The organism is Aquimarina aggregata, from assembly GCF_001632745.1.
Taxonomy (GTDB): Bacteria; Bacteroidota; Bacteroidia; order Flavobacteriales; family Flavobacteriaceae; genus Aquimarina; species Aquimarina aggregata.
The window spans coordinates 847,975-859,715 of sequence record NZ_LQRT01000002.1; the positions used below are offsets into that span (position 1 = coordinate 847,975).

Below are 11,741 nucleotides of genomic sequence, written 5' to 3' on the forward strand. Positions count from 1 at the left end.
AAATTGGAATAATGAAATACCTTATTTACGCATGTATAATTGCTTTATTTATTGCTAGTTGTGCCACAACAAAGACAAAAGATATGGATACGGCTTCAATTGATACTACTTCAGATACCTTACGAATTGCCAATGATAGCCTAGAGTACGAAATTCTTATTATTGAACCCGGTTTCACTCAATGGTTAGTCACTCAACCTCCTAGAGGTTTTTATGGAGAGCGATTTTTAGAAATTAGAAACCGTCAATATGTAATTGAATTTAATCAACGTGTTTTACAACCACAAAGATTTAATCCAAACGTATATATGCAGCAAATAAATTACGAACAAAACATAAGTTACGGCTATGAAGTAAATTATTTACTCTTTAATTACTTTCGCTTTTTTGAACAGCGATATAGACAAAGATTTATTGCAACTAGGGGCGGTCGATTTTGATTTGACTATTTTTTAATTGTATTTTTGCTGCATGCAAAAATTTAAAGATCGCTGGGAAATACAATCCGGTTGGCAACTACTTTTTCCGTTTCTTGGGTTAACTAGTTTGCTATTTTCGGGTTACTTGATTGGCAAGTCTATATTAAAATCATTTGGATATCTTCAAACTGATACCATATACAATATTTCTATTATTGCGTTAACCATATTTTTTGCTTCCTTATTATTGGTTATCACCCTAAAACTTTTTAAAATACTCGAAACTAGATGGGTCGTTACATATCGCTGGGAGTTAATTGCTATTTTTATGGTATTTGCGATTACAGGTTCTACAGCCGCACGAATCTCTGACCCCATAATTTCTTTTATAGGTCTTAATAAATCTACAACAACGGGTTGGTTGTATTGGCCTGTTAGAATATTGCTGATTTTTCCAATTTACCAAATACTTTTGCTAATTGTTGGTTGGCTCTTTGGTCAATTTAAGTTTTTCTGGAATTTTGAAAAGAAAATGTTGAGTAGAATGGGATTTGCTAGATTTCTTAAAGATTAAATCCGCTAATCAATAGTGTATGTTTATTGAAGTAGGCATATTTTTAATGATCTCATAATATTTACTTTTTATCCTGTCTTATTTCCTTTAAAAATCTATCTTTTTTATAGCTTAGTACCTGTCAGTCATATATTAATTTAAAAAAGATGGAAATTGGACAGTCTGATGTATTTGCATCTGTAGCTACTGGCATTGGTACCTTTCAAGGATTTCTAATTGCAATAAACTTATTATTTTTAAGAAAAGGGTCTAAAAAAGCCAATCTGTTTTTATTTGCGTTATTATTGGCACAAAGTCTTATTATTTTTCAGAATTTCATCGTTTTTTCTGGACTATATTATCAATTTGCACATATCACTCTTCTATTTTTTTCTTTTAATGGGCTTATTGGACCATTATTTTTTTTCTACACCTTATTTTTAATTTCACCGGATAGAGGTTTGAAGTGGTATGACTTTATTCATCTTTCGTTTTTCTTTTATTTGTTATTTTTTACAGGAAATTGGGATTATATCAATCTGCCAGCATATCAAAAAATAGAAGCCATTCCGTATATCTATAGCCAAGAAAACTACACCCTCAGTTTTACAATATTGATTAGCGTTTTGTTAAAAAAGTCAATTACGCTAGCTTATGTACTTATAGCATTTAGATTAATAAATACAAAAATTAAAACACTAAAAAATAATTTATCTGATACCACTATTAATTACTTGCGTCGTTTTAAACTTATTACATACATTTTTGGACTGTGTATAATTACGCATATGTCTCTCTTTATCATTGATTACAACTATCATATCAAAATATATAAATTAGAAATATATATCCACATATTAAATTCTCTATTCTTAATTGTAATCGCTATAATAACTATTCAACAACCAGAAAGGTTATTATTTGTACTTCAGAAAAATAAGGTAACAAAGCTTAAATTTTCTAAAAAACAAGTACATCTTGATGAATTATTAGATCTTATGCTTAATCAAAAACCATATTTAAATCCTGAACTAAAACTTCATGATTTAGCAAGTCTAATGAATGCCCCTTCTCATACCTTATCAGACCAAATTAATAAAGAATTAGGTTTAAATTTTTATGATTTTATAAATCAATATAGAGTAAATGAATTTAAAAAAAGAGTTGTTTTACCCGAATATAAAAACTTGACCCTTATAGCAATAGCTCACGATGTAGGTTTTAATAGTAAAACTTCATTTAATCGAATTTTTAAAAAACATACATCTATAACCCCAAGTGAATTTTTGACCCAAAAACAAGTGTCAACTTCTGAAATCGGGTCTAAATTAAATTAAACTTTTATTTCATTTGTTAAGTATTAACCAATAAAATAAAAAAATGAAAGAAATCTTAAACTTAAAAGGAATTGTTCATCTTTCTAGAGATGCTAAAAAAAACATTAAAGGAGCATCAGGATTAAACGGATTATTTTGTGCTGGACCAGATAAATGTTGTGCTTATTCTAACGGATCCATTCAATATTGTTATCAAGGTACTTGCAAACCAGATGGAACTTGTACATTTTTCAAAAATTGAAAAATGACCTTTAAGATTAAAAATATTCTGTCAATTTAATTTTGGGAGAATATTTTTAATCTTTATTTCTGTCAACGCCGCAATCCTTCTTATTATTTTTTTGGTAGAACTTCATTAACACATATTTTTTTATACTTAATAGAAGTAATTATTACGGGTATAAAAGATACACGTATACTTAATTCTTAAAAAGGGTACCAACTTCTAAAATTGAGCCGCAACCCAATCAATTCTTTATTTTATTTGTTTAGAATTTTCAAAACAAATCTTCGTGCACGTTGATCATTACTTTAAAACCTAAACTTTTATAAAATGAATATTAAAATCATTATTACTTCAATATTTATCATTTTTATTTTCATAGCCTGCAATAAAAACGATGATGAAACAATTCCTTCTACGGATATAGATACTATCGAATTCTCAGAAATCACTGTAAATGATATTGCAAATAATAATAACAGTAGGGATATTGGTTTTCAGTTTCAGGTTTCGAACGGGGTATCTGACATAGAAACGCTTCATATTTTATTTACAAAAGAGAATCAATCTATTACAGAAACAGAAGCCGTGCAATTAACCGATGAAGCGTTGTATGAAATAAAAATCGAAGCAATAGTAAACTTAAACATAGACGAGATATTATTAGATAGTGAAGGAACTGCTATTACAGAAGGTATCAACTATACTCCTCACCTACTTATTCGTGACAATAAACAGAATACCATATTGCATACTGGTAAAACAAACTTTCAACTTAAAAACGAAACAGTAGTCACAACACTAAAACTAAAATCTGGAACTATTAAAGCAACCGAAGATATTGCAATTGACAAAGATTTAAATTTATACGTTAATGGAGGTAGTCTTAATACATCAACTCTTTATAAAATCGATACAAATGGAAATGCCATCGAGCTATCTAATGCTATGAATTTTCCGGTTGGTTGTACTGTAAGTGATGACAATGCAGTGTATGTAACTAATTTCCAAAGTACAAACATTAACAAAATTGATGCATCCGGCAATCATTCTATCTTAATTAACAATCCAATTTTAGTAGGTGGAGGTGGTATTATAATTACAAATAATGGAGACATTTACAATACTTTTTTTGCAGTACAAAAAATATTCAAAATCAAAGAAGGATCCGTCGAAGAATTTATCTCCAGTCCATTATTAAATGGACCTGTAGGCTTGACCTATGATAAAGATAGAGACAATATTTATATTGCAAATTTTAAAGACGGAAAAATATTTTTAGTTGATACTGATAATACCTTAACTGAAATTGCAAAAACACCTGCTTCTATTGGTCATATGTCATATGCGAATAACCATTTACACATTACCGGATGGCAGGAGCATAAAGTGTTTAGATTAGATTTAGAAGGAAATATCATTGATACTATTGGTACTGGTGAAGAAGGTCAAAATAATGGAACTGCAACTCAAGCCACCTTTAAAAACCCAAATGGAATAGAAGCAACTCCAGATGGTAAAATTGTATATATAACAGACGCAATTGGAGCCATCAGAAAAATAATAATGAAAAGAATCTAATAAAAAAATAGATCATAAAGACTGTCGTTTATGGCAGTCTTTATTTCTTGTATAATGTAATTTTAATTTTTGAAACGACACTAAAGTCTATTTTCTAAACCTATAAAATTTTATGTATTGACAAAAAAAGCAGTAGCATTAAGAAATATCGATATCAATTATTTTATCTGCTTTTTCCTTTTTTAACACATAGGTATACAACCACATTATAGTAAAAGTGGGTACGATATCAAAACCTGGTAAAGCCTCTTCTACAAATGTAAAAACACCAGCTGCTTTACCGATATTACCTTTATACATTCTTGTCATTAGCCAGCCTGATAAAGGTGCCCAGAGTACATCTCCGAACTCGCCGATGCCTGGGATTACATACGTTACCATACCCAGTCCATCAAACAATAAGCTAAGCGCTAATTTTTTGTATTTCTTATCTGCCATATTTTTGGTTAAATTCAATTAAGATTAATATACAATAAATAAAGCAAAGAGTATTCCAAAAAATTTATGTAAGATCCGATGTAATCAATCTTAAAAATTCTGTTCTAGTTTCAATTTTCTCAAACTGACCTCTAAAACCAGAAGTTGTAGTAACAGAATTCTGTTTTTGAACCCCTCTCATCATCATACACATATGTGAAGCTTCAATCACAACAGCTACCCCTTTTGGCTTTAGGGTATTATTAATACATTCTAAAATGTCGTGTGTTAATCTTTCTTGTACTTGAAGACGTCTAGCAAACACATCTACAACTCTTGGCAGTTTACTTAACCCTACAATATGTCCATCAGGTATATAAGCGATATGGGCTTTTCCAAAAAATGGTAACATATGGTGTTCACATAATGAATACAACTCAATATCTTTAACTATTACCATGTCATCGTATCCTTCTTTAAACATAGCACTTCTTAGGATTTCTGCAGGATCTTGATGATAACCCTGAGTAAGAAATTGCATTGCTTTAGCGGCACGTTCTGGTGTTTTCACGATTCCTTCTCTTGTAGTATCTTCACCCAAGTTTTCAATAATAGATTCAAACTTGTCTTTGACATCATCGGTAACCTTTATATTGTATTCTTCAAAGTTTCTATATGGCATAGTATTTATTTCTGTATTTCTTTCTTTAGTTTGGTCTTAAATTTCTCCTGTAACTTACTAAGTTTTGGGTTTATTACAAATTGGCAATACCCTTGACTACTATTTTGATTGTAATAATTTTGATGATACTCTTCGGCTTTATAAAATGGTCCTAATTCTGTTACTTGCGTAACAATTTGACTCTCAAACACATTTTGATTATTTAAGGTTTCTATAACTGTGTTTGCAGTAGTTTGTTGAATTTCATTTGTATAAAAAATAGCACTACGATATTGTGTGCCTTTATCTGCTCCTTGCTGATTTAATGTAGTCGGGTCATGTGTGGTAAAAAAAATTTCAAGTAGTTCTTTAAAAGTAATAATAGCTGGATCAAATATAAGTTTTATAGCCTCTGCATGACCTGTTCTACCTGTGGTGATTTCTCTATAGGCTGGATTTTTAATATTCCCCCCTGTATAACCCGAAATAACTTCTTCTACTCCTTCAACATGTTGAAAAACTGCTTCAGTACACCAAAAACAACCTCCAGCCAAAACAGCTATTTCTTGACTTATTTTTCCCATAAGAATGTTAAAACAATTTTTCTGTTGAACGAAAATACATATATATTAAACACTTTTTATTCTTTTTAACTTTTCATTAGTACCACATCTAACTCTACACCCATAGTTTTGCAGCGGATTAAAAAAGTAAGGTTTTTATTACAGCTTCATGAATATAAAATTACACCTCAAAACTAGTATTTTATTTTCACTGGTTTTCACAATATATTCTTTTGCACAAGAAAAGAAGAATATTAATGCTAAAAGAATAGATACTCCTCCAAAAATTGATGGGATATTAGATGATACTGTATGGCAATCTGTAGAATCGTCTGGTGACTTCAACATGTGGCAACCAGGTAATGAAGGAGAAATTTCTAAAGAACTGCAAACCGAGGTAAAAATGGTTTATGATGATAAAGCTATTTATTTTGCCGCCTATCTCCATGATAATGAACCGGATAAAGTATTACGCCAATTTAGTCAAAGGGATAATATATTTGTGCAAGCAGATTTCTTTAGTATTGCTATTAACACCTATAATGATGGTATTAATGAAACTCGTTTTTTTATCACGAGTGCTGGTACAATTGGTGATGCCAGAGCCGATCAATTTAATGAAGATTTTAGTTATAATGTAGTTTTTAATGCCCGAGTGTCTTTTGATGAAAAAGGCTGGTATGCAGAGTTTAAAATTCCATATAACGCCCTTCGTTTTCCTGAAGTTGACGTACAGGATTGGAGTATTAACTTTTATAGACGATTACAGCATCGTAATCAAACACATAGTTGGAACTTTATTGATAACAAAGTTGGACAGCGAACACAATATAATGGATTAGTAAAAGGAGTACAGCATATTGATCCCCCTGTTAGGCTTACATTTTTTCCTTTTGTACAAGGTTTAGTATCAAACTTTGATGGAAAAACAGAAACTGATTTTAGTGCAGGTATGGATGTTAAATATGGACTTAGCGATAGTTTTACATTAGATGCAACACTTATTCCTGATTTTGGTCAGGCAGCGTTTGATGAAGTACGACTTAACCTTGGACCTTTTGAACAAACTTTTGGAGAAAATCGACAGTTTTTTACAGAGGGCACAGAATTATTTAATAAAGGAGATATCTTTTTCTCTAGAAGAGTTGGTAGTGGCCCTTCAACATCAATATCAGAAGATGATTTAAATACAAATGAAATAGCCGCAGATAATCCTTCAAAAGTAAATTTATTAAATGCTCTCAAAATATCAGGAAGAACTAAAGGTAACCTAGGAATAGGGGTTTTTAATGCGATAACCGAAAGAACTGAAGTAAATATTACCGACACAATTACTGGGGATATTCGTAAAGCTGTCGTAGAACCTTTGGCTAACTATAACATTTTGGTATTGGATCAACAATTCAATAAGAATTCATCAATATCACTTATAAATACAAGTGTCATCAGAAAAGGAAGTGAATTTCGTGATTCTAATGTATCTGGATTGGTTTGGAACCTTGCTAATAAAGCTAATTCTTATCGCTTAACAGGAAGGACTATTGTAAGTCAAATTAACTTACCTGAAGAAAATATAGGAGGGTTTGCTTCAGAACTCGATTTTGATCGTATAAAAGGTAAAATTAGATATGGTTTTGGACACGATCTGGCAGACAAAACATATGATATAAATGACCTTGGTGTTAACTTTAGAAATAATTTCAATAATTTTAGAGTGAATGCCTCATATCAAATTTTTGAACCTACAGGGAAGTTTAATCGTTTTAGAATTAATGTTTTTGCAAGACACGAACGATTGTTTGACCCTAGTATTCAAACTAGAAATCTGGTCGGTTTCGATTCATTTTTTGTTACTAGAGAAAGATTTGCATTCGGTGTTAGAGGGTCTTTAAATTCCAAAACTCAAGATTATTTTGAACCTAGATTAGAAGGACGATTTGTTACTTTTAATTCTAGTGCCGGTGGTAGAGCATTCGTATCTTCTGATTTTAGAAAAAAGTTTGCTTATGATATTAGTATCGGAACAAGACAGTGGTTTAATGATGGACAAAAAATATACAGAGTTGAAGTTTCACCTAGATATCGATTTTCTGATAATTTGTTATTAATATGGCGATCAGAATACTTTAATAGACCAAATAATTTTGGGTATATCGATGATGATGGCACAGATGTATTTCTTGGACAACGAGATATTGTATCTCTTGAAAACTCTCTAAGTGCTAGTTATAATTTTGATTCTTATAAGGCCATTAATTTACGTTTCAGAAACTTTTGGAGTACTGCCGATTATGCCGATAATATATTCTATAGACTAAATACTGATGGAACAAGGTCGCAAATAGATTATGATATCTCAGAAGATAATCCAAATACCAATTTTAATATTTGGAATCTTGATTTAAGTTTTAACTGGAGATTTGCTCCAGGAAGTGAGGCCACCCTACTCTATCGTAATCAGATTTTTAACGATGATGAACAATCAACGTTAAATTACACTGAAAGTCTTGACAATCTGTTTAACCAGTCTATACGACATACATTATCTCTTAGAATCGTATATTTTCTGGATGTGAATAACTTAAAACGTTCTTCAAAGGGATAAGACTTGGGGATTCTATAGAGATTGATTACTTTCACTTCTTTAAGTTCAAAAACAAAATGATTAAAGCTAGTAATATTCATAAAAATTATGGAGAACTTCATGTCTTAAAGGGTGTTGATCTTCATATCAAGCAGGGAGAAATCGTATCTATTGTAGGTGCCTCTGGTGCAGGAAAAACTACGTTGTTACAGATTTTAGGAACGTTAGATCGTGCCAATGAAGCTAAAGAAAGTGACTTACAAATTAATGATTCTAATATAAACTCATTATCTGAAAAACAACTTTCGAAGTTTAGAAATGAACGACTTGGTTTTATCTTTCAGTTTCACCAATTGTTACCTGAATTTACGGCCTTAGAAAATGTTTGTATACCAGCTTTTATAAAAAAAACACCTAAGATTAAGGCAGAACAACGGGCAAAAGAGCTTTTAAATTTCTTAGGACTATCCCATAGATACGATCATAAACCAAGTGAGCTATCTGGTGGTGAACAACAGCGTGTAGCGGTTGCTCGTGCTTTAATAAATAACCCCAAAGTAATATTTGCTGACGAACCTTCTGGAAATTTAGATAGTGAAGCTGCAGAAAATTTACATCAATTATTTTTTAGATTAAGAGATGAGTTTGGACAGACATTTGTGATTGTAACTCACAATAAAGAGTTAGCAGACATGGCCGATAGAAAGCTTGAGATGGTTGATGGAAAGATAATTAACTAATTTAGAGTGAAGAAACTTAATCGCAAAGAACTTAAAGAATTTCTAGACGAAAAAGCTGCTTTTTATGAGCAACCCAAATTTATAGAATCTGATCCTGTTCAGATTCCGCATTTATTTTCAATAAAAGAGGATATCGAAATTTCTGGTTTTTTAACTGCTACCATTTCTTGGGGCAATCGAAAAAGTATATTAACTAATGCTCATAAACTCATTAAACTGCTCGGTAACAGTCCTTATGACTATATCATGAATCATAAAGAAACAGACCTTGAAAACCTAGAAGGTTTTGTACATAGAACTTTTAACAGTATTGATTTGTCTTATTTCATTGTAGGATTAAAAGAGTTGTATACCAAATATGGTGATATGGAGTCCTTTTTTAATCAATTTAATACAGAAAAAGATCTTCAGAACGCTATTCATTGTTTTAAACAAGAGTTTTTCTCTCTACCCCATCAAGTACGAACAGAAAAACATGTTAGCGATCCACATAAAAATTCTGCGGCAAAACGTATTAATATGTTTCTAAGATGGATGATACGAGATGCAAGTGCAGGTGTAGATTTAGGTATTTGGAAAACCCTAACACCTGCTCAATTATCTTGCCCGCTTGATGTACATTCTGGTAATGTCGCCCGTAAACTGGGTTTACTTAAACGAAAACAAAACGATGGAAAAGCTCTAGCAGAATTAGACAAAAATCTCAGAAAATTAGACCCAATAGACCCTGTAAAGTATGATTATGCTTTATTTGGATTAGGTGTTTTTGAAAAGTTTTAGACATTAACTTTTCTTCAAACTAATATGTTTCTGAGATACCATCAGAAAGTGTCTTTACATAGGCTACTAAAGCGTTTAATTCTTGATCTGTAAGTTTTAACTCATCAAAAGGTAATGTTTGATGTTCTAGATCAAATCCCATTCCACCACCACCTCCAAGATTATAAAATTCCATAACCTGTTCTAAGGTAGAATATACTCCATTATGCATATATGGCGCTGTTAGTGCTGCATTTCGCACGGTTGGGGTCTTAAACATTCCTCTGTGCAGTTCTTCTTTAAATTTCCAATAAAATCCTAGATCATTATCTAATTCTTTATTATCAGCTTTATTAGGCACTCCAATAACTTCTTTTTCAGTTTCTGTAAAAAAAGGAGGAACAGTTCCATTGGTTAAGGGTACAAAATGACAAGTAGCACACAGTGCTTTACCCATAAATAAATTAAAGCCTTGTTTTTCTTCTGCTGTAAACGTATTTTCTTCTCCTCGCATGTTTTTATCAAACTTAGAGTTAAAACCATTTAATGTTGATATATACGAAGAAATTGCTTTTATCACATCTGTATTTCTATTGGATATCGTGCCATAAGCATCTTTAAACAATCGAACATAAGTGGTGTCTTGTAAAATTGCATCAGAAAATTGATGTACACCAGCATCAAACTCTTTATCATTAGTAAATACAGATGAAATCTGATCTAATATGGTTGGAGATCTGCCGTCCCAAAAGAAACTTTTTTGAAATACTGTATTTATTAAGGTCGGCGTATTTCTAACTAATTTATTTCCATTATTATCTAGATTTACTACTAGTCCGTCTGCATATGCTTTTTCGGGAATATGACAAGTAGCACAAGCCATCTCGCCTTTTTTAGAAAGATTTTTATCAAAGAATAACTTTTTACCAAGTTCAATTCTTTTTTCGGAAGGGTTGCGATTCGTTGCAGGTGTAAAATAAGTAACATTAAAAGAATCTGTTTCAAAAAATGTTGGAGCATCAAAATTAAAAGGAAATGTATTTACTCCTTCCCATAGTTCGCTTTCTTTTCTTATAGAAACCCAATTACGCGTTACAGGATTCATATAATCCCTAATAAAGGTATATCTGTCAAAACTTTCAAAATCTGTATTTCTTTGAATAAATTGTATTGCTGATGCTATACTAGTTTTAAACTTTTGATCTAAATCTGGGTTTTTCTTTTTAATTAAAAAGGCAATACTTTCTTGATATACATGCTCAAGACTCTCAAGTGAAACTATCGTTTCATTAATTCCTAAATGACTAACAGGGGTATCAAAACCGGATATACCTAGACTAATAATCCTAAATAATTGTTGATGAGTTGCTACAAAAAAACGTTGTGGGTTTAATTCTCTTTTTTTAATCCCTTTTTGAAGGTTTATTAATAAACCTTTAGTAATAGTTACTTCTCTTTCAAATTCTTCCTTACTAACCTCTCCTTCGTAGATACTCTCTTCTATTTTTTGAAAACCAACAGGTTTTAAAATTTTTCCATTATCTTCTTTATATACGGGTAATGCAGGACCATTGGCTCTATGTCCAACAGCAGGATTAAGATAAGATGCATAGGGTTCTGCTTTTTTAAATGCTATCCTTGCTTGAATAAAGATTTCTTTTGCTTGATCTCCATCTACGCCATGACTTAAAAGTTCATCTAAATGTGTTATTGATTTTGTGATATTTTGCAAATAAAAATCCTGTGTTGACTTCCAATCCAGACTCGTTTTTTCAATATATTTTTCTTCTTTTTTACAAGAAAACATACATATACAAAAACTACCTATAACTAATATTAGTTTTGATATTTTAAACATTTTGGTACTACATTTTTATAAATAAAAGAATCTCCATTTAAAAAAA

12 protein-coding genes are annotated in these 11,741 nt (G+C 31.1%); 8 read left to right on the forward strand and 4 right to left on the reverse strand.

What is annotated here, in order from left to right; translation table 11 throughout:
- Positions 1-11 precede the first annotated feature (11 nt).
- The 5 genes from AWE51_RS05510 (at position 12) to AWE51_RS05530 (ending at position 4,113) form a co-directional block, all read left to right on the forward strand.
- Entirely contained in the window at positions 12-440 is a 429-nt protein-coding gene (locus AWE51_RS05510) for a DUF6146 family protein (protein ID WP_066310582.1), read from the forward strand.
- A gap of 31 nt (positions 441-471) precedes the next feature.
- Positions 472-993, forward strand: coding sequence for a DUF6787 family protein (locus AWE51_RS05515; RefSeq protein ID WP_066310584.1), 522 nt, complete (start codon positions 472-474; stop codon positions 991-993).
- A 146-nt stretch (positions 994-1,139) separates the two neighbouring features.
- Positions 1,140-2,309: a helix-turn-helix domain-containing protein gene (locus AWE51_RS05520; protein ID WP_066310586.1), complete on the forward strand. Its 1,170-nt coding sequence runs from the start codon at positions 1,140-1,142 to the stop codon at positions 2,307-2,309.
- A 43-nt stretch (positions 2,310-2,352) separates the two neighbouring features.
- Positions 2,353-2,550 carry a hypothetical protein gene (locus AWE51_RS05525; protein WP_066310591.1) on the forward strand — a complete coding sequence of 66 codons (198 nt, stop codon included), beginning with the start codon at positions 2,353-2,355 and terminating at the stop codon, positions 2,548-2,550.
- Between the two features lie 312 nt (positions 2,551-2,862).
- Positions 2,863-4,113 carry an NHL repeat-containing protein gene (locus AWE51_RS05530; protein WP_066310606.1) on the forward strand — a complete coding sequence of 417 codons (1,251 nt, stop codon included), beginning with the start codon at positions 2,863-2,865 and terminating at the stop codon, positions 4,111-4,113.
- Between the two features lie 138 nt (positions 4,114-4,251).
- Here AWE51_RS05530 and AWE51_RS05535 read toward each other — a convergent pair whose 3' ends face one another.
- The 3 genes from AWE51_RS05535 to msrA form a co-directional block, all read right to left on the reverse strand.
- Positions 4,252-4,551, reverse strand: a complete 300-nt coding sequence (locus AWE51_RS05535) for a hypothetical protein (protein ID WP_066310609.1) — start codon at positions 4,549-4,551, stop codon at positions 4,252-4,254.
- 64 nt (positions 4,552-4,615) lie between these two features.
- A complete protein-coding gene (gene folE, locus AWE51_RS05540) occupies positions 4,616-5,212 on the reverse strand; it encodes a GTP cyclohydrolase I FolE (protein ID WP_066310612.1) in 597 nt (198 codons plus the stop codon).
- 5 nt (positions 5,213-5,217) lie between these two features.
- The gene (gene msrA / locus AWE51_RS05545) at positions 5,218-5,775 is read right to left on the reverse strand and encodes a peptide-methionine (S)-S-oxide reductase MsrA (RefSeq protein ID WP_066310614.1); all 558 of its coding nucleotides are present in this window, start codon (positions 5,773-5,775) and stop codon (positions 5,218-5,220) included.
- A 148-nt stretch (positions 5,776-5,923) separates the two neighbouring features.
- On the opposite strand from msrA, the gene AWE51_RS05550 reads away from it, so the two are divergent.
- Genes AWE51_RS05550 through AWE51_RS05560 form a run of 3 tightly spaced genes read left to right on the forward strand, consistent with a single transcriptional unit; the run spans position 5,924 to position 9,858 of the window.
- Positions 5,924-8,359 carry a DUF5916 domain-containing protein gene (locus AWE51_RS05550; RefSeq protein ID WP_066310617.1) on the forward strand — a complete coding sequence of 812 codons (2,436 nt, stop codon included), beginning with the start codon at positions 5,924-5,926 and terminating at the stop codon, positions 8,357-8,359.
- A gap of 56 nt (positions 8,360-8,415) precedes the next feature.
- Entirely contained in the window at positions 8,416-9,078 is a 663-nt protein-coding gene (locus tag AWE51_RS05555) for an ABC transporter ATP-binding protein (protein WP_066310620.1), read from the forward strand.
- Between the two features lie 6 nt (positions 9,079-9,084).
- Positions 9,085-9,858 carry a TIGR02757 family protein gene (locus AWE51_RS05560; protein ID WP_066310623.1) on the forward strand — a complete coding sequence of 258 codons (774 nt, stop codon included), beginning with the start codon at positions 9,085-9,087 and terminating at the stop codon, positions 9,856-9,858.
- Between the two features lie 19 nt (positions 9,859-9,877).
- Here the strand turns inward: AWE51_RS05560 and AWE51_RS05565 are convergent, their stop codons facing one another.
- The gene (locus AWE51_RS05565) at positions 9,878-11,695 is read right to left on the reverse strand and encodes a cytochrome c peroxidase (RefSeq protein ID WP_066310625.1); all 1,818 of its coding nucleotides are present in this window, start codon (positions 11,693-11,695) and stop codon (positions 9,878-9,880) included.
- Positions 11,696-11,741 lie beyond the last annotated feature (46 nt).

Coding starts and splice junctions, on each gene's coding strand:
- AWE51_RS05510 (WP_066310582.1), top strand. CDS start 12: ATGAAATACCTTATTTACGCATGTATAATTGCTTTATTTATTGCTAGT.
- AWE51_RS05515 (WP_066310584.1), top strand. CDS start 472: ATGCAAAAATTTAAAGATCGCTGGGAAATACAATCCGGTTGGCAACTA.
- AWE51_RS05520 (WP_066310586.1), top strand. CDS start 1,140: ATGGAAATTGGACAGTCTGATGTATTTGCATCTGTAGCTACTGGCATT.
- AWE51_RS05525 (WP_066310591.1), top strand. CDS start 2,353: ATGAAAGAAATCTTAAACTTAAAAGGAATTGTTCATCTTTCTAGAGAT.
- AWE51_RS05530 (WP_066310606.1), top strand. CDS start 2,863: ATGAATATTAAAATCATTATTACTTCAATATTTATCATTTTTATTTTC.
- AWE51_RS05535 (WP_066310609.1), bottom strand. CDS start 4,551: ATGGCAGATAAGAAATACAAAAAATTAGCGCTTAGCTTATTGTTTGAT.
- folE (WP_066310612.1), bottom strand. CDS start 5,212: ATGCCATATAGAAACTTTGAAGAATACAATATAAAGGTTACCGATGAT.
- msrA (WP_066310614.1), bottom strand. CDS start 5,775: ATGGGAAAAATAAGTCAAGAAATAGCTGTTTTGGCTGGAGGTTGTTTT.
- AWE51_RS05550 (WP_066310617.1), top strand. CDS start 5,924: ATGAATATAAAATTACACCTCAAAACTAGTATTTTATTTTCACTGGTT.
- AWE51_RS05555 (WP_066310620.1), top strand. CDS start 8,416: ATGATTAAAGCTAGTAATATTCATAAAAATTATGGAGAACTTCATGTC.
- AWE51_RS05565 (WP_066310625.1), bottom strand. CDS start 11,695: ATGTTTAAAATATCAAAACTAATATTAGTTATAGGTAGTTTTTGTATA.